The following is a 23,878-nucleotide window of genomic DNA, read 5'->3' as shown; positions in this document are numbered from 1 at the left end:
GCTAAACACAGACTCGCTCTCTAGAAATTTACCTCCCTTCCGTCCAAATTCCAAAATTCCCCGACCTTGTTCCAGCCACGGTTGAGAACTTCCCTCCTACAAACAACTTGTTTCCCGAGGCGACCATCGCGCCCACAAACCCATCGCTAATGCCCAGGTTCTTCCAACTGAAACCGTCCCATTCTTTCAGTCCTTCAACGAGTATCCCGTTCGCCGTCGTGAAGTATCCTCCCAAATAAATCTTCTGCCCTTTCAAAACAATCGACTCGATCGAATACCTGCCCTCGAACGGAACCGCTACCTGCTCCCAGGCATTGCCGTCCCACCGGAAAAGCTCAGACGTACCATTATAGTTCGTGCTGTAGCCAGCCACATAGATCGTATTTCCCTGCGCAGCCAGTGCATTGACATAAGCGATGCCAGGAATTTCACCAAAATCGGTGAATGTCTGCCCATCCCACTTCGCAACCGTGTAAACTTTGAGCGGTGTCACCGACAAGCGTGGTGTTATGGTTGGTGGCGGTGGTAGTGGTGTTGGTGGTATTGGTGGTATTGGTGGTGTAGACGGATTGCCGGGCCCGATGCCAATCACAGGCAAGGTGCGGGAGAATCTGCCTTTTGCCATATACAAATTGGTTCCGTCCACTGCCAGCAGCGGCCAGCCTAGATCGCTCCCCCCGGGCACAACAGTCCAATTCGTCCCGTCCCACGCATTCACGCCAGACCTAAAGTCACTGGAACTGAAACTCAGAGTTCCAGATACATATAGCTTCTTACCGTCCGAAACCATCGATGCAACATCCCCAGTTACTCCATCCACGGACGACCACTCCCTGTCATCCCAGCACGCCAGATTGGTCGCCCCCACATCCGGCATTTCGAATTGGCCACTGAGGTAGAGCTTGGAGCCAACCATGGCAACCTGGGGTGAATTAAAGGCAAACATCGCTCCGGCATAACCATACCCAAACCATGTGGCTCCATAGACGTTCCCATTATAGAAAGGCTTGCCCAGGCTCGACCACCTGGTTCCATCCCACTTCGCCACCCCGCTCACCGGCAGCGTCAAGGCCACATCGAAGTTCCCGGCGGCAAACACATTCGTCCCATCGGAAGCCAGCGATTGCACCATTCCGCCTATGCTGTTTCCTGTTCCTGCACCCAACGCGGAGTATTTTGCCCCGTCATACTGGACAATATTTCCGGCACTTACCCCACTCACCAAATCAAAGTAGCCGGCCAGGTAAACCCGATTGCCAACCGCCTTCACACCATAAAAACTCCCTGCAGTATTCACCCCGAGCGACGACCATTTTCCCTGCCTCAACCAGGCAACATTCGTTGCCGTCACGCCTCCGATGTGGTGAAAGCTGCCGGCCACCAGCAGGCCACCCATATATTCATCCATCCCGTTTACAGTCCCATCGATTGTGCCGGCACTCTGCCACTTCGTTCCATTCCACTTCGCGAAATTGGTGATCGCATTTCCATCCACCTGATTAAACTGGCCGAACGCATAGAGAGTCCCTTGGCAAAACGCCAGTCGTTCCACGTCGTTTAATATAATCTGTGGTTGTGGTTGCCCCCCACCCATTAGCTTAGTGGCAAAATCTCCCGCCCGCTCCCAATGCTGCCCATTCCACCGCGCCAAATTGTTCGCCTGAACCGAGCCCGCCTGCGTGAATTGACCACCCGCGTAAATATTCCGCCCATCCCCCACAATCGCCAGGACGGACCCATTACCTCCATAACCTGACACTCCTCCTTCCATCGAATGCCACGCCCGGCCATCCCATCTGGCAATCGAAGTGCTGGAAATACCGCCAATCTTCACGAAGCCTCCCGCTACATACAAGTTGCCGCCTTGAAAAAACAGCGAGGTGATTTGCGGCAGAAAGTTGGTATTCAACACACCCTGCGGATTAGCATTCAAACCATCCCACGTCATTCCATTCCATCGGGCAATGCCTTGAACGCTGACTCCGCCCGCTTTTGTAAAATTTCCTGCCACATAAAGACCCGTCCCGTCGAGCACCATCGAAGCCACTGGTCCATTGAGTCCTCCTCCAAACGGCATCCACGCTCTCCCATCCCACAATGCCAGGTTATGCGCCTCCACATTTCCCGCGTGCTCAAAAGCTCCGCCCACGAGCAGAAAATTCCCTACCGAAACCACAGCCGCTGCAGGGCCATCCAACCCCGGCGGCAAAGTAAAACGTGAATCCCACGAGCCTTTGGCTGATTCCACCATCCCACTTCCCGCTCCGATTAAAAACAGGATTACAATGACAGAACCCTTCGCAATAACCTGAAAACATTGGGGCAAACTTCTTGGCATTCCTGTTTGTAGTCAACTCTCCCATTTCTGCCAATAACAAACTCGCCACTCGCAAATCATTCTACTAACAAGGTAGTAAGACCATGGTTGCATTCCCCAAAATCTGATATCCCCTTACCGTCACCACGCATCCCTCATTTCCTCTCACTCCAAAATTAAACCTTCCTGCTGCCACGTCAGCTCCGATTCCGAATAGGCGCAACTTTACAACGGATTCCTGCAGTTTGTTTGACGGTTTCCTGCCACCCAATTTAGCGAATATTCGCTACAACTACTCTTGGACAAAGATCAAAAGTTTGCCTAGCCTCTGGCGGGTCTAAATTAAAATAGCACCCGGGCAGTCAGTGATGAGTAAACCAGAACATTTCGAGATTTTGGAAGATCATGCCGTTTTCCGGCCGACAGACTACTCGTCTTTGCACCACGTGGTGGAACAGGTGGCGGCAGTCATCGCTTACGCGCGGGAGAAAAAAATCCGCAAGCTTATGGTTGTATTGATCGGCCCGCATGGTTTTCCGTCGCCGACTATCGTGGAACGCTACTATCTCGTTCGTAAATGGGCAGAAACCGCCCGGGGCCATGTTCACGTTGCCGTCGTGGTCAAACCCAAGTTCATCGATGCCGACGGCTTCTCCGTTACCGTCGCCACCAACAACGGCTTCTCCGGCAATGTATTTCCCGCGGAACCAGAAGCCTTGGCCTGGCTTCAAAGCCTGGCCTGAAGCTCGAAGATTTTTGCAGGCGGATTTCCCAAACTATTTTGAGCAACGGTTCCATGGCACGGTCTTAACCCAGGAACTGAGTTTCCATGGTAGGGCCGGTCCTGAGTCGGATTGGCCTTTCATCTTGTCTGCTCGAACTTGCAAATAAGTTGAATTCGACGTATTCACATGGCAGGTATTGGACCATGCCAAAGCTTTCCGCCCTCAATCCACCGCAATACGACCCCAGTACCATCTTCGAGGTTTATCGCGGCATGTTTGGCTCTCAACTTCTTACCGCTGCCATCGCCCATTTCCGCGTGTTCGAACAATTCGAGTCCGGTCCGCTCTCCTTCGCAGCCCTGCGTGAAAAGCTCGGACTTGAACTCCGCCCCGCCACTGTTTTGGTCACGGGCTTGCGTGCTTTTGGCCTTTTGCTTCCCGCTGATGGCGTAGCTTTCACCCACGGACATGAAGGGTCGTTTATACCTTCCCCAATCGCTCTCGAACACCTGCGTGAATCCTCCTATTTTGATATCAGCGGTTATCTCGGCCTCGCCGCCCAGGATCCCGGCGTTCTCGCCATGGTCGAACGTCTCCGCACCAATCGGCCCGCTGGCTTGAAGCAGGATGAAGCAGGTGCCGCTTTCATTTTCCGCAAAGACCTGGCCTCCGCCATGGAGACAGAATCTGCCGCCCGCCATCTCACACTCTCCTTGGCGGGCCGCGCCAAAAATGTCGCCCCTTCCCTGGCGGCCACTGTTCCACTCTCTAACGCCCAACACCTGCTTGATATCGGCGGTGGTAGTGGCATTTACGCCATCGCCTGCCTCCAAAAAAATCCACATCTTCGCGCCACGGTGCTTGACCGTCCTGAAGTCCTGAAAGTTGCGGCTGAATTCGCCCAGGCTTACGGCGTCACCGACCGCCTCAACCTTCAACCGCATGACATGTGGAGCGATCCCTTCCCGGCTGCCGATGTTTACCTGCTCTCCAACATCCTTCACGATTGGGACATCCCCCAGTGTGAGCAACTCCTTCGCCGTTGCTCTGCCGCCATGCCCGCGGGAGCGCGCCTGCTCATCCACGATGTTTTCCTGAACGATTCCCTTGATGGCCCGCTGCCAGTCGCGCTTTATGGCACCCATCTTTTCATGCTCACCGAAGGCCGCGCCTACAGTGCCGCCGAATACCGAGCCATGCTCCAGGCCGCCAGCCTTAATGCAGGACCCGACATCATCCCCTCCCTGATTCATTGCGGTGTCCTCACGGCCTATAAGATTTCGTAATATGTGCCTTGCTTAATATGTTTAGAAAACAAAGGCGCGGATTTTTGAAAACAGTTGTAACCCGCTCATATGTTTTGGGTCACTTATATTGTTCAGACTAATAACGATCATTAGTAAGGCCTCATCTTGGGATGAGGCCAACTTTTCTTTAAAAAGAATGAACAAAATTCCCTACGTCTGGTCTTATCTATGTAGGTAGTTTTTTTCATGGGTTTGGCCAGTCCTGAGTGGGACTGGCCCTTTTCTTTTTAAAACCGCCTCCCTTTCCCTACCCAGCTTCACAAAATCCGAATACTGCCTTCCCTTTCCGCGTCAGAAATGCTCCGTAAACCGCTGGAATGGAATTGTGCCGGCCCAAAAAAGTATTGCCTTGCGCCTGCTATTATGCCCAACTCCGCGGGTACCAAATCAGGACTTTAAGCCGTATGAACTCAGAAAAAAGACTTAAATCATTTTCAAAGAAGACTCCGCTTTTGCTGTCCATTGCTCTCGCCGCTTCCTCAAGCCTGGCCCAGCAATCGAACACTGCTGCCACCGCCGAGATTTCCACCAACACGCCTACCCGTCTTCCCGTGGTGGTGGTCACCGCCCAAAAGGAACGCGAAGAGGTATTATCCATTCCCGTCAGCGTCACGCCGGTCACCCGGGAAACCATCCAGAATGCTGACATTCGCACGGTGCGCGAAGCCTCGATTTACGCCCCGAACACTTTCATCAATGAATTTAGCGCGCGTGCCGTCAGCAATCCCTTCTTCCGTGGCATCGGCGGCAGCCCGCAAAATCCCGCTGTTACCACATTCATTGACGGCGTTCCCCAGCTCAACAGCTACTCCGCCAACGTCGAGCTCGTCGATGTCGATCAGGTGGAATTCATCCGCGGACCTCAAGGCGCTCTCTTCGGTCGCAATACCGCAGGCGGTTTGATCAATATTACGAGTCGCAGGCCCACGGATCTTTGGACCGCTTACGCCGATGCCAACTATGGCAATTACAATTTCCGCGACGTTCGTGGCACCATCTCCGGCCCGCTCTTCCAGGATCAAGTTGGCCTCAGCCTCTCCGGCGGTTACTCCGCTCGCGACGGTTACACGGTCAATGATTTCACCGGCCATCGCCTCGATAGCCGCGAAGCTGGGTTCGGCAAAGGCCAATTGCTCTGGAAAATCAACGACCGTCTCGACCTCCGCCTGATCCTCTCCGGCGAACATGATCACGACGGCGACTACGCCTTGGGCGACCTCGGTTTCATCCGCGCTCATCCTCATCACGTGGATCGTGATTTCGAAGGTTTCAATCATCGCGACGTCATTTCCCCCACGCTCCTCGCCAACTATTATGGCGACAACTTTGACCTCTCCTCCATTTCCGGCGGAGTTTGGTGGAAAAACGAAGGTCTTACCGACCTCGATTACACCACCGTTCCTGGCAACACACGCGACAACGTGGAGGAAGAACATCAATTCACCCAGGAATTCCGCTTCTCCTCCCCCAAGGACCGGCCAATCCATCTGAACGATGTTCTGGACCTGGGCTGGCAGGGAGGCGTTTTTGCCTTCAGCGAAGATTACCAGCAGAGCGCAGCCAATAATACACTCATACCTAACCCTTTTCCCAGCCCTATCCCGACATTCATTCCGTTGACCCAAAATTCCTCTGCGGATTTGGATAACTGGGGTGTTGGGGTTTACGGCCAGGCCAAGCTCACCGCCTGGGAAAAACTCGACTTCACTGCTGGTCTGCGTTTCGATTACGAGGACAAGCACGCTGAACTTGGAAATTCGCTTAATCCCCCATTTGCGCCTCCGGGACGAGTTGTGGCCAGTGACAACTTCTCGCAATTCTCACCCCAGTTCAGCCTGGCCTATCATTTTACCACCAACCACATGGCCTACGCCTCCGTGGCTCGCGGCTTCAAGGCTGGCGGTTTCAACCCTCCGCCCACCGGCTTCGCTGCGCCTCCGGGAACTGTGGAATTCGGCACCGAACACAGTTGGAATTATGAAGTCGGCTACAAAGCCCAATACTTTGACGGCAAGGTCGAAACCACTGCTGCTCTTTACTACATTGATTGGCGCAATCTCCAACTCAATCAACCTATCGGCCTCTCCGGCCAATATTTCATTGGCAACGCTGGAGCAGCCGACAGCAAGGGCGTCGAGTTCTCTGCGCTCTATCATCCTTACAACTGGTGGGATCTCTTCGGTAGCGTCGGTTATAACAATGCTGAATTCCTGAGTGGCAGTCAAAACCTCGGCATGAATGTCGGGGGCAACAAACTTCCATATGCCCCCGAATATAATGCCAACGTCGGCACACAGATTTCCTGGGCTCCCTGCACTCGCGCCACTCTTTATGCCCGCGCCGAAGTCACTGTCTACGGCGACTTCAAATATGATGCCACCAACATCCAGGGCCAGTCAGCCTACAGCCTCGCCAACTTCCGTGCCGGTGTGCGCGGCAACCACTGGTTCGCTGAAGGTTGGGTGAACAATGCCTTCGACACCCATTATGTGCCGATCGCCATTCCTTACTCCACACCTTCCGGCTACATCGGTGAAAGCGGCGCCCCGGTCACGTTCGGCGGTCGCATCGGACTTACGTTCTAACCGAAATCAACATCTCAAACTTTTCATCGGCGCGATTCTCCCTGAATCGCGCCTTTTTACTTTTATGTGGTACAAAACTATTTCTCCGGCGTACAACAGATCTGCTTCAATCGTTTCACATCCGATCGTACCGCGCCTTCCCTTCCGACATATTCCAAAGTCACAGCCAGGATTTTCTCAAGCTCCCGCTCCTGTTTCTTGAGCCGGTAATGCATCCATTTGCCATCCCGCCTCGCTTCCACCAGGCCGGCCTTTTTTAAATAAGCCAGATGTCGTGAAATTTTGGGCTGATTCGTTTGCAACACTCCCTGGAAATGACACACACATACTTCTCCGCCCGCCATCATGTTCAACAAGCGAAGACGCGTCGGATCTGCCAGGGCAGCAAAGAATTTCACCAGGTTGCGCATGGGAAACATATACGTCTTGACGCATGCAAGGGCAAGCCCTACGGTGCATACGCATAAACGTATATGTTTAATCAGAAGCCATGCGCCCCCTTATGAGAAAGTGCTTTGCAGAATGTCTTGGCACGTTCGCGCTGGTCTTCGCCGGCACTGGAGCCATTGTGATTAACGATGTCACCAACGGCGGCATCACGCACGTTGGCATTGCCTTGACCTTCGGCCTTATCGTCCTCTCCATGATTTACGCCATCGGTGATATTTCCGGAGCGCATTTGAATCCTGCTGTGACCACTGCCTTCTGGCTGGCCCGGCGGTTCCCCGCTCAGATGGTCTTCCCCTACATTCTGAGCCAATGTTTAGGCGGCATCGCGGCCAGCGTTGCTTTGCGTTTCCTCTTCCCATCACACCCCAACCTCGGAGCCACCCTTCCAGCCGGTTCCGAAATGCAAAGTTTCGTCCTCGAGTTGATTCTCACCTTTCTGTTGATGTTCGTGATCCTGAACGTCTCAACCGGTGCCAGGGAAAAAGGCATTACCGCAGGAATTGCCGTGGGTGCGGTCATCGGCCTGGAAGCAATGTTTGCCGGAAAAATCTGCGGCGCCTCCATGAACCCGGCTCGCTCTCTTGCCCCGGCTCTGGTGTCCGGCCATTTCGAGCATCTTTGGCTCTATATCGTCGCGCCTGTTCTGGGAGCAGTGCTCGGCATTTTTGCTTTCCGTGCTTGCTGCGATTCGTCCCGTTCTTCATCCCCGGCTCAAATACCAGTCCCTTAATATGAAACTCTCCGAATTCAAAAGCATACTGTCTCTCCATCCAAACAAGCACATCCGCTTTCTCCTCCCAACGGGCAGCAAAATCCCGCCTCATGCCCATGTAACCGAGGTAGCTCGCATCGACAAACGCTTCATCGATTGTGGCGGCACCTTCCGCACTGAGTTTACCTGTCGACTTCAAACCTGGTTCGCGGACGACACGGATCATCGGCTCACTACCGGAAAGCTGCTCGGCATCCTGGAAAAGGCCGCGAGCTTCCTGGAAACGGAAAACCTCGAGGTCGATGTGGAACACGAAGCTCCGTTCATTTCTCAGTTTCCCATTGCCAGTGTTCAGGCGGACACCAATGTCCTTCTGCTCCAATTAGGCACGAAGCACACGGCTTGTCTCGCCGAAGATAAATGCCTACTTCCAAACCTTTCCAACCCATCCAGCCTGTTGCGACCCATTTCAAATGTAAGCCCCGTGAAATGCTGTTCATAAATCACGGCTCCAAATCCCGTTGACCCATGCCTGCCGAAAAACCAACCGTCTTGATTTTGTGTACTGGAAATTCCTGCCGCAGTCATCTTGCTGAAGGAATTCTCAAAGCCGTTGCCGGGGACTTCCTGGATGTGCAGAGCGCCGGGTCCAAGCCAGCGGGCTATGTCCATCCTCTCGCCATCAAAGTGATGGCGGAAATTGGCATTGATATTTCTCACCACCGCTCCAAGCCATTAACCGAGTTTCTTAACCAAAAAGTTACCACGGTCATCACTGTCTGTGGTAATGCCGATCAGGTTTGTCCCATTTTTCCCGGTCAGTTGAATCGTCATCACTGGCCATTTTACGATCCCGCACACGCTCAGGGCACCGAGGAGGAGAAGCTTCAGGTCTTCCGTCAGGTGCGCGACGAAATTAGGAAAGTCTTTGAAGCTTTTGCAGCGGGCTGGAAAGATTGTGAAAGTATGACATAATGGTCACTGTCGCAATTCAAGATGGCAACCGATTCGCAAACTTCAACGGGTGCCGTTCCAACGGAACGGTCAAAAACCGGGCTTTATAGCTGGGTCAACGTGGTGCTCGCTGCCCTGCTCATGCTCGCCACTCTTCCCGGTCGCACCCAGGGACTCGGCATGATCACCGAACCGCTACTGAAAGATCTCCACCTTGACCGCGTGGATTACGCCCAAATTAACCTGTGGGCCACTCTGCTTGGTGCCGCCTTTTGCCTGCCCACCGGTTATCTCGTCGATCGCTTCGGACTCCGCCTGGTTTCCGCCACCCTCACATTTTTGCTGGGCTTGGTTGTCTGGCAAATGAGTTCCCTGACTAGTGGTCTGGTTGCCTTGTTCATCCTGATTACCCTCACTCGTGCGTTCGGTCAAAGCGCTCTCTCAGTCGTCAGCATCACCGCTGTCGGCAAATCCTTCAGCAAAGGCCTCGGCCTCGCCATGGGTGTTTATTCATTTCTTTTAAGCATGTTTTTTGTGATTGCCTTCGGTTTGGTCGGATACTCCGTGACCAATCGCGGTTGGAGGACTGCCTGGCTTCAAATCGCCGTTGGCTTGCTGTTCGTCATCACCCCTCTGGCATTTCTTTTTCTCAAGGAACAATCGAAACTCGTTCAAAGTGCCACGGTCGAAACCAGCTCTGACTCTGACGTCTCCAATCCTTCCAGCAGCATGCGCCTGTCCGAGGCGCTTAAAACTCCAGCATTCTGGATTTTTGGCGGCGGCACGGCTCTCTTCGCTCTCGTCTCATCCGGCCTCGGTCTCTTTAACGAAGCCGTGCTTGCGGAACATGGCTTCGGCAAGCAGACCTATTTTAATTTCCTCATGGCCACCACATTCATTGCCCTCCTCGGACAACTGATTTGCGGCTGGCTCACTTTGCATTGGCCATTGCGTCGCCTGATGGGCGTCGGCCTCGGATTATACGCGCTCGCTCTTGGCCTGTTACCGTTCATAAAAACCACCACTCAGCTCTGGACTTTCGCCGTCCTCATCGGCGGAGCAGGCGGCTTTATCACCGTGATGTTCTTTGCCGTCTGGAGCCATGCCTTCGGTCGCGCTCATCTCGGACGAATCCAGGGTGTCGCCCAAATCCTGACTGTCCTCGCTTCCGCATCCGGTCCGCTTCTTTTCGCCAAATGCGCGGAGCATTATCACTCCTACAATCCGGTGCTTTTCATATTAACCCCAGGCGTCTTGCTGCTGGCCATCGCTTCATGGAAAGTTTCCCTCCCAAAACTCGCACCCACCCACGACGAAAGCTTGCTGATCAAGCCTGCTGTCTAATGAACTGAATCTCCGTCACCGCTTCAGATTAGGCCGTTTTCTTATCAGTGTTTATTAGTCCCAATTCGTGGTTTAACCACCCAACTTTCGCTTCCAATCAGTGCTTGATTAATCACCGCGCTCTGATAGTACCTATCTCAGGATGACCAACAATCAGACACGCAATTTCTTCGCAGTTAAATTCCTGCGCATAACCCAGGGGCTTTATGCCTTAATCGGCCTGCTCGCCCTGAACAGCACAGCGCTGGCACAAATCGAACCTGCAGCGCCTGGCTCAATCGAGTATTCGCTGACCAGCAGCAATTACACCTGGGTCCAAACCTCTGACACCATTACCAACGGAAGTTACGTCATCGACCTGCTGACTGATCGATTGAACCAGCCCGCGGGGCGAGGCGCGATCGGCATCGTCTTATACACGGCCTGGAATCCAGGCTACAACCAAATGGGGGCTATGGTGGACTTTGGACATGGCTACTCTGCCGGCATCGTGTTCTCGGAACTCAGCGCAGTCCACGTCGTCCCCGTAGCGCCGGGACAAATCGAACCTGCAGCTCCTGGCTCAATCGAGTATTCGCTGAGCAGCAGTAATTACACCTGGTTCCAAGTCCCTGGCACCATTACCAACGGAACTTATGTCGTCGACCTGCTGACTAATCGATTGAACCAGCCCGCCGGGCGAGGCGCGATCGGCATAGTCTCATACACGGCTTGGGATGCAGACTACAACCAAATGGCGGCTATGGTGGACTTTGGGCGTGGCTACTCTGCCGGCATCGTGTTCTCGGAGCTCAGCGCAATCGACGTCGTCCCCGTAGGACAAATCGAACCTGCAGCTCCTGGCTCAATCGAGTATTCGCTGACCAGCAGCAATTACACCTGGGTCCAGACCTCTGACACCATTACCAACGGAAGTTATGTCATCGACCTGCTGACTGACCGATTGAACCAGCCCGCCGGGCGGGGCGCGATCGGCATAGTCTCATACACGGCCTGGGATGCAGACTACAACCAAATGGCGGCTATGGTGGACTTTGGGCGTGGCTACTCTGCCGGCATCGTGTTCTCGGAACTCAGCGCAATCCACGTCGTCCCCGTAGCGCCGGGACAAATCGAACCTGCAGCTCCTGGCTCAATCGAGTATTCGCTGAGCAGCAGTAATTACACCTGGTTCCAAGTCCCTGGCACCATTACCAACGGAACTTATGTCGTCGACCTGCTGACTAATCGATTGAACCAGCCCGCCGGGCGAGGCGCGATCGGCATAGTCTCATACACGGCCTGGGATGCAGACTACAACCAAATGGCGGCTATGGTGGACTTTGGGCGTGGCTACTCTGCCGGCATCGTGTTCTCGGAGCTCAGCGCAATCGACGTCGTCCCTGTAGGACAAATCGAACCTGCAGCGCCTGGCTCAATTGAGTATTCGCTGACCAGCAGCAATTACACTTGGGTCCAGACCTCTGACACCATTACCAACGGAAGTTACGTCATCGACCTGCTGACTGACCGGCTGAACCAGCCCGCCGGGCGAGGCGCGATCGGCATCGTCTTATACACGGCCTGGGATGCAGACTACAACCAAATGGCGGCTATGGTGGACTTTGGGCGTGGCTACTCTGCCGGCATCGTGTTCTCGGAGCTCAGCGCAGTCCACGTCGTCCCCGTCGCTTTTTCCCAATCAATTTCGCTGAATGAAGATACAAGCAAGGCCTTCTCGTTGGAGGCTTCAGATGTGGAAGGGGATGTCATGACTTACTCGGTCGGTTCCCCATCCCATGGGGTTTTGAGCGGCACAGCACCAAACCTCGTTTACCAACCAGACAAAAATTATTTTGGTTCGGATAGCTTCACTTTCTCTGTGAACGACGGAAAATCGGAATCTGCGGTTGCCACGGTCAACATCACCATTCTCCCGGTGAATGATCCACCTGTGGCGAAGATCGTCATTTCGCCTGCAGGCTTTTTCCTTGGCTCCGCCAATCGATTGATTATCGCCCCTAATGGCGCCGGTATCAGCCTCCAGCTCGATGGCTCCCAGTCTCGCGATGTTGACAATGATCCTCTGACGTACAGCTGGAAGGATGGAAATAGCGCCATTGCAACCAACGCCGTCGTAACAAAAACTTTCAAGGCGGGTGTGCACACATTTACACTCCAGGTCAACGACGGAAAAGCCGTTGGCACTGCTTCAGAAACCGTTCAAATTGTCACTCTTCAAAATGCGTTAGGCATGCTGCGGGTCTGGCTGCACGACCAGAAGAAGAATCCAGGAAGTGACCAGCGAGAATTGATTGCAGCACTCAGCTCTGCAATTGATTCTGTAAACCAGGGAAATATTGCCAAAGGCAGTTACCATTTGGCTGACTTCCAGGCGAAAGCAAGGACCAGGCTTCAACCGATCAATCCAAGCGCCGCCACCAAGTTGCTGCTTGCCACCCAGGAGATTATTAACGCCATGCAAAAGCCTGGACAACTTTCGTCGCAGTCCCCTCAGCCAAAACCCTAAGCGAATAAGTAAAATAGTCGCGCAATAAACAACCCGTCATTGTTTTCCAGTGACGGGTTGAATCAACCAGTTCGACTATCTCTGCTGATTACGGACTCACCACCCGGAATACTTTCACAGATGCGGTAATTGGATGGGTAACAGAGGTCGAGGCCCCGGCCGCAGTAATCGATCCGCGTTGATCTGCGGTTGAACTATTCTTATCGCCTCTTCGTTAATTTCAACAATCGCTCTCCGGCCGCTCTCAATGTTTCCTCCTGTTTCGCGAAATGGAAACGAATGAGATGGTTCACCGGCTCGCGAAAAAAGCTGGAACCCGGCACGCCTGTTACTCCGATCTCCCGCGTCATCCATTCGGCGGCTTCAGTGTCCCGTGCAAAACCCAGCGACGAAATATCCACCAGCACGTAATACGCCCCTTGCGGCTCTGTGTATGGCAACCCAGTTTTTGCAATGTAATCCAAAAACAAATCCCGCTTCAGCGAATATTCCTTCAACAATCCTTCGTAGTAGGAATCAGGAAACTCCAGCCCAACCACCGCCGCTTCCTGCAACGGAGCAGCGGCTCCAACGGTCAAAAAGTCATGCACCTTGCGCGCCTGTGCTATCACCTCCGCACTGGCCATCACATATCCCAATCGCCATCCAGTAATGGAATAGGTCTTGGAAAGTGAATTGCACGTAATCGTGCGCTCAAACATCCCCGGCAGAGTCGCGAACGAAACATGCTTGTGCGGTGCATAAACAATATGCTCGTACACTTCGTCGGTAATCACGAAGGTATCGTGCTTCTCCGCCAACGTCGCGATCTCCATCAACTCCTCACGCGTAAACACCTTCCCAGACGGATTGGAGGGATTGCAGATGATAATCGCCTTGGGCTTCTGCTCGAAGGCCTTCCTCAACGCCTCGGAATCATATTTAAATTCCGGCGGCGACAGTGGCACAAAAATCGGCTCCGCTCCCGATAGAATCGCGTCCGCCGCGTAGTTCTCGTAAAACGGCGAAAACACGATGACTTTATCTCCCGGATTACACGCCGTCATCATCGCCACCATCATGGCTTCCGTGCTGCCGCAGGTGACGACAAGATGTTTGTCCGGGTCTACAGGCAGTCCGCTGAACCGAGTTATCTTCTTTGCCAGCGCCTGTCTAAATCGCGGTGCCCCCCAGGTCACCGCATACTGATGGTTCATTCCATCCGCTGCCCGATGTAATGCCGCCAGCAATTCCTGCGGTGGATTAAAATCGGGAAAACCCTGCGCCAGATTGATGGATCCGTACTGATTCGCGAGACGCGTCATCCCGCGAATCACGGATTCAGAAAAACTTTTGAGACGGGTGGCTGGATGGGGCATGGCTTAAAACAATGATTGGATCTGCAGACTCATGTGCCAATGATAGCTTTGCATCTCGATTTGCGTCAATTTGGGCTCTCTGTTCATTCGATCTCCACTTTGATCCCGGAAATGCTGCCTTCGAATTTGCTGTTTGTTCCGTAATCTGCAACCGGGTGGCCGTCATCGAAACCCACGCAGAAATTTTCTGCTGGCTGTTTCGGAATCAATCCAGCCGCTTTGCCCGCAGCCACAGTTTTACCATTCACCGCAAGGATCATCTTCCCATCAGGAGCAAGCTTTCCTTCAACATGGAATTTTCCTTCTGGTGCATTGGATGCTGAAATGCTGTTCAAAACCCCGTCCGCTCGCACCGCAAAAGCAGGCTTGCCATCCATCAAATAAATCGCGTAACCAACGGCGCTCCCACCTTGCGCCACGATCACTCCACCCTTTGATTTTGATTCGACCTCACAACTCACGCGAAACGATTTTTTGGCAATCCTGGGGGCTTCATCCTTTCCAATGGCATCACCAACCTTCAGCTCCGAAAGTGTCCGGGGCTTCGCCGACTCCTCGGGCGCTTCTCCAGGCAGCCACAGGCCCAGCGGTTTGGCAACGCGCCCGGGAGGGCGAACGCCGGGACCGTTCTTTTTGCTCACCCCGAGGTCAGCCTCCATTGCTTCCACGTATCCCAACAAGCGTTTCATTTCATCCGGATGTTCTGCCACGACATCCGTTTTCTCCCCAATATCTTCATCCAGGTTATACAACCTCGGAGCGAACGGCTTTCCACCCTCCACCGCATTTTCTGAAAACTTCCCCATCCCTTCATATTGAGGAACAATGGCCAGTTTCCATGGACCTGACCGCACAGCCTGCAGCGCTGTTCCGGCAAAATAATAATGCGCTTCGCGTTGCGCCTCCTTTGTCTGCCCCAGCAACAGGTTTGATATGTCCCTCCCGTCGATCTTTTTATCCTTGGGCAACGTGCCACCCGCGAGTTTCACGAAAGTAGGTAGCAAATCAATATTCCCCGCCACGGTATCACAAACGCTTTGCGCTGGCACCTTCCCGGGCCACCAGGCAAGCGTTGGTTCACGCATGCCACCCTCAAAGGTTCCGCCTTTGCCACCGCGCAACGGTCCCGCTGTCCCGCCATTGGTCTTTTGCGCCAGCCAGGGGCCATTATCGCTGCTGAATAAAACCAATGTATTCTCGCTTAATCCCAATTCCCGCAACGTGTCCAACACTTTCCCCACGCTCCAATCCACTTCTTCCACCCAATCTCCATATAATCCGTTTCGTGATTTGCCTCGAAAATTGTGCCCGGGATGTATCGGCGCGTGCACCGCTGTGTGCGCAAGGTAGAGAAAGAAAGGCTGCTTGTCATTCGCGCGGATAAATTTCACAGCCTCATCGGTATACCGCTCAGTCAACCTATCCTGATCGGCTGGCTTGACCACTTCGATTACCTGTTCATCTCGCACCAACGGCAGCGGTGGACGGGCCCCTCTTTTCGCCGGTTGATCTTTTCCGGGCTCTTCTCCACCCATGTCGTTGGAATAAGGCAAACCAAGATAATGATCAAAGCCATGTCTGGTGGGCAGATTCTCCGGGGCATCTCCCACGTGCCATTTCCCAATGGCCATCGTCGCATAACCCTGCCTTTTGAGAAGTTTTGCCACCGTTTGTTCGTTCGTATTCAGACCGACTTCGCTTCTGGGAGAAAGCACCTTCGGCAACGAAACCCGTTTGGCGTAACAACCGGTAAGAATTTGGGCGCGCGACGGCGTACACAATGGAGCGGCGTAAAAGCTGGTGAGCTTCATGCCCTCTTTCGCCATGCGATCCAGGTTGGGCGTACGATTCAGAGTTGAACCAAACGGTCCAATATCGCCGTATCCCATGTCATCGGCTAAAATAAAAATGATGTTCGGTTTCTGCGACGTGGCCGCATGAGCCATCCCCATCGAAAATAGCACTACGAAAAACCATAAACAGGTGCGCATAAGCTTTGCCTGTACATCTTCACACAAATTTCCTCAACTTTAAAAAGAGCTTTTCCATCAATGACCACCAAAATGCCTGCAATTTGCCTGGAATTCGCCATTTAAACGCACAAAAAACCCGGCAGCGCTTGGGCACTGCCGGGCCAATATCGTAAACTCGCAGACAGAATTATTCCGCCACGCACTGCTCGAATCCTTCGCGGATCTTCTTTTCATCAAGCTCTCTTCCAATAAATACCAACTGGCTCTTCTTTTTCTCGCCCGGATTCCAAAATCGATCCGGTGCGGAATCCAGCATCATCTGTACTCCCTGGAACACCACTCGCTTGGGCATGCCTTTGATACTAAGCACTCCTTTGCTCCGGTAGATGTCTGCACCGAGGGAATTCAACAATTCACCCAGCCACTTCTCCAACTTCTTCAAATCCAACGGCCGCTCCTCTTCGATGTAAAAGGATTTTACCAATTCATCATGGTGATGATGGACATGCCCCTCATGGTTGTGGTCGTGATCATGGTCGCAATGCTCATCACATTTATGATCATGGTCGTGCTTATGATCATGATCGCAATCTTCTCCACATTCATGGTCGTGGTGGTGATGTTCCTGTTTGAGCTCAGGCATGGGGGCGCTCAGTTCACGGGCTTTCAGGTTCAGTATCTTGCCCACCTCGATCTCCGATTTTACCGTGCGATGAATCTTTGCCAGCGGATTCATGCTCTTGATTCGCCCTTCAACCTTGGCCAGTTCCTCCGGCGTCACCAGGTCAGTCTTATTAAGCAAGATCACGTCCGCGAAGGCAATCTGTGCCCGCGGTTCCGGCCCGTCATTCAGCTCTTTCTCCAGATGCCGTGCATCGACCACTGTTACGATGCCATCCAACCGCATCTGCTCGGCCAGTTCGGAAGCCATGAAGGTATGTGCTACCGGACTCGGATCAGCCAAGCCGGTGGTTTCGATGATCACATAGTCGAACCGCTTGCGTTTCTTGATCAACAAATCGTTCAAACTGCGAATCAAATCACCCCGCACCCGGCAACAAAGGCAGCCATTGTTCAATTCCAGAATTTCTTCATCCGCACCCACCACCAATTGATTATCGATGCTGACCGCTCCAAATTCATTGATGATTATGGCGCATTTATACCCGTGCTTCTGCGTCAGGAGATAATTAAGCAACGTGGTCTTACCCGCGCCCAGATAGCCGGTCAACACTGTTACAGGAACTGCTTCTTTCTGTTTCATTCGGCATATACTCTGCCAAATTTTAGGCAAAGCACAAATGGCAATCTATCGGTGACTGGGTCTGGCGAATACCTATTTGACTTTGTAACCTGCCTTTTCCTCGGCTATCTTCAGTTTATGGCATTGGTTCGCATCCTGATCGATGGCTACAGCCTTCTGCACAGCTGGCCCGAATTGGCGCCCGGCAAGCCGCGTTATTCCCAAACCGCCCGCGAGGAACTTCTGCATCAACTTACTCTCTATCGGGATGCCGTGGGCACACCCATCACGGTTGTTTTTGATGGTGCCAATGCCGACATTAAACTTTCCTCGGTCGAATCCACCCCCGAACTGGAAATCCTTTTTTCACGCGCCGGACAGACCGCCGATCAAATCATCGAACGCGCCGCCCACCGCCTCAGTGCGTATGGAGAAGTCCTTGTCATCACCGACGACCATGCGGAACGGGATACCGTGTTCTCAGTCGGCGGCATGAGCGCCAGCTGTCTCAGCTTCATTCAGATGGTGGCGAGCGCCCTCTCCGAACAGCAGGACGACATCAAGCATTACAACCGCTCCGAACGCAATCGCTTCAATCGGAACCGATAATGCGAGATTTTACGAATAACTAAATTGATTCCTGACTTCGTGGTGTTGTGATTTCCTTTGCGCCTCGACTTCCACGCTCAGCCCGGCTAATCTCTGCTATTCCCTCAGGGAAAGAGCACCATTAAGGGAATGTAATTTGTATATTTTAATCTGCCACTGCCCATGCGACTGAAAACCAACCCTCATTTAAGCGAGAAAATGCGTTTCTCCAGAACCGACGGTTTCCGACTGTTTTGTATTTTGTTGGCAGCCTGCCTCTTTGCACCGAACCTCCTCGCCCAAAAATGGAACGCGGCCAACGCCACGCCAGCATCGCACTCCGATGACAAAGGCGCCTCTGTCCCAACTTCCTCATCTCCACGGCCACGGGCAAACTCGAACCGTTTCCTTTTGGCTGTCGACGCCGCAGCTCCCATGAAAAAGCAGGCACCGGTAGTTGAGGAAGCTATCAATCAGATTCTCCTTTCTCGCGCCAGCGGACAACTCTATCGAGGTGATACACTGGGCGTCTGGACATTTGATACGGAACTTCACACTGGTAGCTTTCCGCTCCAGGTATGGACTCCGGAGGACGAAAAAGCTATCGCGACCCATGTGACCGAGTTTCTGAAAAAACAACGCTACGGAAAACAAAGCCGTTTCGATGCGCTGCTGCCCTCCGTTGAGGAATTGGTCAAACAATCAGACATCATCACCATCATCATTATTTCCGATGGCCAGAACCAGATGCAAGGCACTCCTTTTGATCGTGAAATAAACAAATCGTATCAGCAAATTCTCCGTGAAATGGGTAATGAGCAGATGCCCATCGTCACCGTTCTGCAGGCTCAGGGTGGAAAATTCATCAAATACAATACTACCGCCCTTCCCTGGCCGGTGATCATTCCAGAATTACCCATACCGCTGAAAGACGAGTCAACTTCTCCAGCCAGTCCGGCTGCAAATGTCGCGAAAGCCAAACCCACTGCCCAACCGCTGATTGTAACGGGACCAAAAGCAACTCAACCCGTTTCAGCCAATCCTGCCACCGTTCCCATCCCGCAGCCTAACGTTAAATCCGAAGCGCAAGTGGTTTCGTCAACTCCAGCACCCTCACCTGCAGAAAAGGCCACAGTACCAGCAATGGTTCAAACGCCTCCTGTGATAACATCACCGCCGCCAACTCCGCCACAGCTCCCGGTGCAAGTTCTCCCTCGGCGTTTGACCAGTGGTTCGCAACCCGAGGCTGTTCCAAAGGCAGAGATTTCGCCTGCATCAGCCACGCCTGCAGTAGTTCAAAAAACTTCAACGCCTCCAGCTACGGAGCCTCCACGAACAGACGCTGCGGTCTCGGCTGAGAACAAGTCATCGGTTGTAAACGCCGGCACCAGGGAGGTTCAACCCGAAACAACAAAGCTTGAATCCTCCGCCGCTCCCGCCGTCCCATTGGCTGTTGTTGCAAACTCACCTGCCCCCGCCCGCTCCAAAACACTCTTGATCGCCGCGGCCACGTTGCTGGTGATAGCCATTGGACTGACTATTCTCATGATTCGCCGGTCCCGCACCGCCTCCGGGCCCAGCCTGATCACGCGTTCGATGGATTTGAGAAAGTAGATCAGGTTCAACTCACTCGCAGCCATACTGTTTTCAGGTAGGCCGGCTCTTCCCTGCTCACCGGGAAATCTGGCGGTTGAGGCACATAATGCTGTTGTAATATTTTCCGCCTGGTTGCCAGAACCGCGGCACTCACCATCTCCAGGAATTTCTCCGGCTCCAACCGCGCTGCATTGGTGGAGGCCAGCAACACTCCCTGTGACTTGAGAATGGGCAACGCCGCGCTCACCAATTCTCCGTAATCCTTTTCAGCCTGAAATGCTCCATGCTCCTTCGATTGCGAGAAGGTCGGTGGATCGAGAACGATGAGGTCGTAAGCCCGCCCTTTCTTTCCCAGTCGTTTCATCCAGTCGAAGGTATCGCCGTAAATGAAATCGTGCTGTGTCGGATCAATCTGGTTGAGCTCAAAATTCCTCTTACCCCATTCCAAATACTTTTTGGAAAGATCCAGACTGGTTACCTTCGCTCCCACTTTGGCAGCACAAACGGAGAAGCCGCAGGTATAGGCAAAAGTATTCAGGACCTCTTTGCGTTCAGCCCCGTTCGGAAACAATGGAAATCCAGCCGCAATATGGTTCGCTACGATGCGACGGCGATTATCACGCTGATCCAGAAACAGCCCCACCGAGTAACCTTCATTAAAACTGAGTTCATATCGAAGCCCATTCTCCTGCATCGTGAAAACATCCGGCACTGCGTCACCCAATACGAGTTGCGGTGAAGCCTGCTGCACGTTCGTTCGCCTCACCTGCTTGTTAAGTATCTTATGAAATACCCCACGCGCGCTATACAGGTTCATCAACCGCTGCAATTCCGCCTTTTGTTCAGCGCTCACAGGTTGCTCACTCTGGGACAATAAAAAATCGCCAAGCCGCTCCACATACCATCCAGCCCAGCCATCCGATGCTCCATGAATCAATCGCCAGGCATTGGTTTCCTTTTGGTCCACCACCGCCTCCCGCAATACCAACCGCGCGTTCTCTTGGAAATTCGGCTCAGCTCTGAATGTCATTTCCGCATTCGTGCCTGGGTGTTTGAGCTTCAGTTCGGCCGCATGCAGGCATACGCGCGAAGCCTTTGTCCCACCATAAAGAGCATCTCCCAGAATGGGAAAACCCTGTTCTGCCGCATGCACACGAATCTGATGCGTGCGACCGGTGATCGGTTCGGCTTCCACCAGCGTGCCTCCCTCTGCCTTTGTGATCACCTCGAAATGCGTCTCCGCCTTTTCACCCCCGGCATGCACCGGACGGCTCAAATACTTTTCACCCACTCGCACCAGACAGGAAACCATCGTGGAGGTTTGGGATGAAACAACTTTATCGGTCAGCAACAAATACTTTTTTCGAATCGAATGATTCGTGAACTGTTCCGTCAATGAACGATTTGCCACCGTGGTTTTCCCAAACACCATTACCCCCGAAGTCTCCTTGTCCAGTCGATGCACAATCGCGAGCGATGCCCAACGCGGCTCCCGGTGTTTTAACCATTCATATATTCCCTCACCCGCATACGGGCTTGGAGCATGCGTATTCATCCCCGCTGGTTTGTTCACCACCAGCAGATGCTCATCTTCGAACAGAATCAATCTGCCCGCTTCTTCACCTGATGAATCCACATAAGCCACTCCTACAACATTTCAGATTCCGCTAAAAATGCCCATAGCTTTATTAGTGGGCCTACGCGCGTAGCCTTGGCACTCAACCTGCTCTTTCACCCGCCTATGTCATTAAAGCGAATGGGGAAGATATGCCTTTTAGTCATAACAGGGTTGTTCGTGCTGGTGACTGCCAAAATCAGTTCGGCCGCCAACATTACCTGGACCAATACCGTGGGCGGCTCATGGAGCGACGCTATGAATTGGGATCTGAACCGGACTCCCATTCCCGGCGATGACGTTTTTATTAACGTGGATGGCACCTATGCCATCACTGTGGACAACTCATTTGATGCTAATGCACAAAACGTGACAATAGGTGCTATAAATGGGACGCAATCGCTGATTTTGACCAACAACTCGGCGGGTTTTGTTATTCAGGGAGATTTGACTGTTCAGACAAATGGTGTGTGTGTAGTCGGTCGTCAAATTGGCTATAACCAAATGGTGGTGAATGGCAAACTCTTCTGGCTCTCGGGAACGCTCGGCGGGCCGCTCGATGTCCAATCAAACGGAAGTCTGACCATCACGGGTGGAACTGCCAAAGCAATGCAGTTTAACATTACGAATCAAGGCACCATCACTTGGGCCGAGCCAAACCCCATCACAGGCAACTTCAGCTCCGCCATTATTAACCAGGGGCTTTTCATTCTTCAAACCAACTTGACGCTGGGTTTTGGAGCAGACTTTGGCAATTCCGGGACCATTCTGCAACCTGCTGGCACAACCAACTTCTTGCAAAACTATGCTGCTTTTTTCACTAACAGCGGAACCATACATGTAGAAACTAATGCCTTGCTCACATTGGGCGCCGCAGGGTTCCAAACATATTTGACGGATGGAACAGTCATTTCGGGCCCCGGACTTTTGCGCCTTGATAACATATCCGGCACCTCGGCCCTAACCGCCAGCGGCAACATTACGGTTGATGGTACCTTTGAATTATTTAATGGCATCCTGCGCGGCACTCAAACGTGGACTGGCCCAGGGACTTTTAACTGGACTGGCGGAACCATGGGCGAGGTGGGAACCACCACCATCGGCACCAACTTCAACTTTAACATCTCAGGCTTCAATCAAAAGTTCATGGAAGGCCACACGCTGGACAACCGGGGAACGGTGAACTGGACCTCGGCTTATATCACCTCACAGAATAGTCCGGGCACCTTCATCAATGACAGCCTCCTGGTTCTCTTCCAATATGGCTCCCTGGGCGCCTCCGGTTCGGGCAGTGGCTCCGTTTTCCAAAACAATGGCACCCTGCTCTGCCCAGCCAGCCAGGGCACAGTGAGCTTCTACTCCAACTGGAGCTTTACCAACAGTGGAACTTTAACCGTGCAATCCAACTCGGTGCTCGATCTCCAGCACGATTACGCTGGTTCCCTGAACTTCGCGGACGGAGCCCTCCTCAATGGACCCGGCAAGACCCGCCTGGCCTCTAGTGACCTTACCGCCAGCGGCATTATCACCGTGGATGGCACCTTTGAACTGGCCGGCCAGCAGCAGAATTCCACCGGCACCCTCAGGGGCACCCAAACCTGGACCGGTGCCGGCAACTTCAACTGGACGGGCGGTGGAATGGCAGGAGTGGGAACCACCACCATCGGCACCAACTTCAACCTTAACATCTCAGGCAACAGCCAAAAGTCCCTGGAAGGCCACACGCTGGATAACCGTGGAATGGTAAACTGGACCTCGGCTTATATCACGTCACAGTATAATCCGGGCACCTTCATCAATGACAGCCTCCTGGTTCTCTTCCAATATGGCTCCCTGGGCGCCTCCGGTTCGGGCAGTGGCTCCGTTTTCCAAAACAACGGCACCCTGCTCTGCCCGGCGGGCCAGGGCACAGTGAGCTTCTTCTCCAATTGGAGCTTTACCAACAGTGGAACTCTAACCGTGCAATCCAACTCGGTGCTCGATCTCCAGCACGATTACGCTGGTTCCCTGAACTTCGCGGACGGAGCCCTCCTCAATGGACCCGGCAAGACCCGCCTGGCCTCTAGTGACCTTACCGCCAGCGGCATTATCACCGTGGATGGCACCTTTGAATTATACAATGGCATCCTGCGCGGCACTCAAACGTGGACTGGCCCGGGGATTTTTAACTGGACTGGCGGAACCATGGGCGAGGTGGGAACCACCACCGTCGGCACCAACTTCAACCTTAACATCTCCGGCTCCGCTCAAAAGTCTTTGGAAGGCCACACGCTGGACAACCGGGGAACGGTGAACTGGACCTCGGCTTATATCACGTCACAGTATAATCCGGGCACCTTCATCAATGACAGCCTCCTGGTTCTCTTCCAATATGGCTCCCTGGGCGCCTCCGGTTCGGGCAGTGGCTCCGTTTTCCAAAACAACGGCACCCTGCTCTGCCCAGCCAGCCAGGGCACAGTGAGCTTCTTCTCCAATTGGAGCTTTACCAACAGTGGAACTCTAACCGTGCAATCCAACTCGGTGCTCGATCTCCAGCACGATTACGCTGGTTCCCTGAACTTCGCGGACGGAGCCCTCCTCAATGGACCCGGCAAGACCCGCC

The 23,878-nt window shown here is 53.3% G+C and carries 17 protein-coding genes; 11 read left to right on the top strand and 6 right to left on the bottom strand.

Annotated elements, in window-relative coordinates; all coding sequences use genetic code 11:
• Nucleotides 1–28: 28 nt before the first annotated feature.
• Nucleotides 29–2,338: a hypothetical protein gene (locus CFLAV_RS29625; RefSeq protein ID WP_007418617.1), complete on the bottom strand. Its 2,310-nt coding sequence runs from the start codon at nt 2,336–2,338 to the stop codon at nt 29–31.
• Between the two features lie 347 nt (nt 2,339–2,685).
• Between CFLAV_RS29625 and CFLAV_RS29620 the strand changes: the two genes are divergently transcribed.
• The 3 genes from CFLAV_RS29620 (at nt 2,686) to CFLAV_RS29610 (ending at nt 6,934) form a co-directional block, all read left to right on the top strand.
• Nucleotides 2,686–3,060 (top strand): hypothetical protein, encoded by a 375-nt coding sequence (locus tag CFLAV_RS29620; protein WP_007418616.1) that lies wholly within the window; start codon nt 2,686–2,688, stop codon nt 3,058–3,060.
• 185 nt (nt 3,061–3,245) lie between these two features.
• On the top strand, nt 3,246–4,328 hold the full coding sequence (locus tag CFLAV_RS34455; protein WP_083809208.1) for a methyltransferase: 1,083 nt from the start codon (nt 3,246–3,248) through the stop codon (nt 4,326–4,328).
• 425 nt (nt 4,329–4,753) lie between these two features.
• Nucleotides 4,754–6,934, top strand: coding sequence for a TonB-dependent receptor (locus CFLAV_RS29610; RefSeq protein ID WP_040550759.1), 2,181 nt, complete (start codon nt 4,754–4,756; stop codon nt 6,932–6,934).
• Between the two features lie 77 nt (nt 6,935–7,011).
• Here the strand turns inward: CFLAV_RS29610 and CFLAV_RS29605 are convergent, their stop codons facing one another.
• Nucleotides 7,012–7,344, bottom strand: a complete 333-nt coding sequence (locus CFLAV_RS29605) for an ArsR/SmtB family transcription factor (RefSeq protein WP_040550768.1) — start codon at nt 7,342–7,344, stop codon at nt 7,012–7,014.
• A 92-nt stretch (nt 7,345–7,436) separates the two neighbouring features.
• Here CFLAV_RS29605 and CFLAV_RS29600 point away from each other — a divergent pair, with 92 nt between their 5' ends.
• The 5 genes from CFLAV_RS29600 (at nt 7,437) to CFLAV_RS29580 (ending at nt 12,903) form a co-directional block, all read left to right on the top strand.
• Complete coding sequence (locus tag CFLAV_RS29600; protein WP_040550758.1) at nt 7,437–8,114, top strand: MIP/aquaporin family protein; 678 nt, start codon at nt 7,437–7,439, stop codon at nt 8,112–8,114.
• 1 nt (nt 8,115) lies between these two features.
• Nucleotides 8,116–8,598 (top strand): DUF6428 family protein, encoded by a 483-nt coding sequence (locus tag CFLAV_RS29595; protein ID WP_007418611.1) that lies wholly within the window; start codon nt 8,116–8,118, stop codon nt 8,596–8,598.
• Nucleotides 8,599–8,624: 26 nt separating this feature from the next.
• Nucleotides 8,625–9,071, top strand: coding sequence for an arsenate reductase ArsC (locus CFLAV_RS29590; RefSeq protein ID WP_007418610.1), 447 nt, complete (start codon nt 8,625–8,627; stop codon nt 9,069–9,071).
• A gap of 21 nt (nt 9,072–9,092) precedes the next feature.
• Nucleotides 9,093–10,394: an MFS transporter gene (locus tag CFLAV_RS29585; RefSeq protein ID WP_007418609.1), complete on the top strand. Its 1,302-nt coding sequence runs from the start codon at nt 9,093–9,095 to the stop codon at nt 10,392–10,394.
• Nucleotides 10,395–10,536: 142 nt separating this feature from the next.
• The gene (locus CFLAV_RS29580; protein WP_007418608.1) at nt 10,537–12,903 is read left to right on the top strand and encodes a cadherin-like domain-containing protein; all 2,367 of its coding nucleotides are present in this window, start codon (nt 10,537–10,539) and stop codon (nt 12,901–12,903) included.
• Nucleotides 12,904–13,103: 200 nt separating this feature from the next.
• On the opposite strand, the gene CFLAV_RS29575 is transcribed toward CFLAV_RS29580, so the two are convergent.
• From CFLAV_RS29575 to CFLAV_RS29565, 3 genes are all read right to left on the bottom strand, one after another.
• Nucleotides 13,104–14,261 (bottom strand): pyridoxal phosphate-dependent aminotransferase, encoded by a 1,158-nt coding sequence (locus CFLAV_RS29575; RefSeq protein ID WP_007418607.1) that lies wholly within the window; start codon nt 14,259–14,261, stop codon nt 13,104–13,106.
• Between the two features lie 83 nt (nt 14,262–14,344).
• A complete protein-coding gene (locus tag CFLAV_RS29570) occupies nt 14,345–16,252 on the bottom strand; it encodes a sulfatase family protein (RefSeq protein ID WP_007418606.1) in 1,908 nt (635 codons plus the stop codon).
• A gap of 169 nt (nt 16,253–16,421) precedes the next feature.
• A complete protein-coding gene (locus tag CFLAV_RS29565) occupies nt 16,422–17,498 on the bottom strand; it encodes a CobW family GTP-binding protein (protein WP_007418605.1) in 1,077 nt (358 codons plus the stop codon).
• Nucleotides 17,499–17,615: 117 nt separating this feature from the next.
• Between CFLAV_RS29565 and CFLAV_RS29560 the strand changes: the two genes are divergently transcribed.
• Both CFLAV_RS29560 and CFLAV_RS29555 read left to right on the top strand, forming a co-directional pair.
• Nucleotides 17,616–18,086, top strand: coding sequence for an NYN domain-containing protein (locus CFLAV_RS29560; protein WP_040550764.1), 471 nt, complete (start codon nt 17,616–17,618; stop codon nt 18,084–18,086).
• A gap of 198 nt (nt 18,087–18,284) precedes the next feature.
• Entirely contained in the window at nt 18,285–19,679 is a 1,395-nt protein-coding gene (locus tag CFLAV_RS29555; protein WP_040550757.1) for a hypothetical protein, read from the top strand.
• Nucleotides 19,680–19,686: 7 nt separating this feature from the next.
• Here the strand turns inward: CFLAV_RS29555 and CFLAV_RS33425 are convergent, their stop codons facing one another.
• Complete coding sequence (locus CFLAV_RS33425; protein ID WP_007418601.1) at nt 19,687–21,297, bottom strand: RluA/RlmK domain-containing protein; 1,611 nt, start codon at nt 21,295–21,297, stop codon at nt 19,687–19,689.
• Nucleotides 21,298–21,417: 120 nt separating this feature from the next.
• Between CFLAV_RS33425 and CFLAV_RS29545 the strand changes: the two genes are divergently transcribed.
• The coding region (locus CFLAV_RS29545) for a hypothetical protein (RefSeq protein WP_007418600.1) at nt 21,418–23,878 on the top strand (2,461 nt) is incomplete at its 3' end.

It is taken from the genome of Pedosphaera parvula Ellin514 (assembly GCF_000172555.1).
In the GTDB taxonomy this organism is placed as follows: domain Bacteria; phylum Verrucomicrobiota; class Verrucomicrobiia; order Limisphaerales; family Pedosphaeraceae; genus Pedosphaera.
The sequence above is the reverse complement of the archived record's forward strand: the minus strand, read 5'-3'. Positions and strand labels throughout refer to the sequence as shown.

Coding starts and splice junctions, on each gene's coding strand:
- CFLAV_RS29585 (WP_007418609.1), top strand. CDS start 9,093: ATGGCAACCGATTCGCAAACTTCAACGGGTGCCGTTCCAACGGAACGG.
- CFLAV_RS29620 (WP_007418616.1), top strand. CDS start 2,686: ATGAGTAAACCAGAACATTTCGAGATTTTGGAAGATCATGCCGTTTTC.
- CFLAV_RS29580 (WP_007418608.1), top strand. CDS start 10,537: ATGACCAACAATCAGACACGCAATTTCTTCGCAGTTAAATTCCTGCGC.
- CFLAV_RS29560 (WP_040550764.1), top strand. CDS start 17,616: ATGGCATTGGTTCGCATCCTGATCGATGGCTACAGCCTTCTGCACAGC.
- CFLAV_RS29605 (WP_040550768.1), bottom strand. CDS start 7,344: ATGCGCAACCTGGTGAAATTCTTTGCTGCCCTGGCAGATCCGACGCGT.
- CFLAV_RS29600 (WP_040550758.1), top strand. CDS start 7,437: ATGAGAAAGTGCTTTGCAGAATGTCTTGGCACGTTCGCGCTGGTCTTC.
- CFLAV_RS29555 (WP_040550757.1), top strand. CDS start 18,285: ATGCGTTTCTCCAGAACCGACGGTTTCCGACTGTTTTGTATTTTGTTG.
- CFLAV_RS29565 (WP_007418605.1), bottom strand. CDS start 17,498: ATGAAACAGAAAGAAGCAGTTCCTGTAACAGTGTTGACCGGCTATCTG.
- CFLAV_RS29570 (WP_007418606.1), bottom strand. CDS start 16,252: ATGCGCACCTGTTTATGGTTTTTCGTAGTGCTATTTTCGATGGGGATG.
- CFLAV_RS29595 (WP_007418611.1), top strand. CDS start 8,116: ATGAAACTCTCCGAATTCAAAAGCATACTGTCTCTCCATCCAAACAAG.
- CFLAV_RS29625 (WP_007418617.1), bottom strand. CDS start 2,338: ATGCCAAGAAGTTTGCCCCAATGTTTTCAGGTTATTGCGAAGGGTTCT.
- CFLAV_RS29590 (WP_007418610.1), top strand. CDS start 8,625: ATGCCTGCCGAAAAACCAACCGTCTTGATTTTGTGTACTGGAAATTCC.
- CFLAV_RS29575 (WP_007418607.1), bottom strand. CDS start 14,261: ATGCCCCATCCAGCCACCCGTCTCAAAAGTTTTTCTGAATCCGTGATT.
- CFLAV_RS29610 (WP_040550759.1), top strand. CDS start 4,754: ATGAACTCAGAAAAAAGACTTAAATCATTTTCAAAGAAGACTCCGCTT.
- CFLAV_RS34455 (WP_083809208.1), top strand. CDS start 3,246: ATGCCAAAGCTTTCCGCCCTCAATCCACCGCAATACGACCCCAGTACC.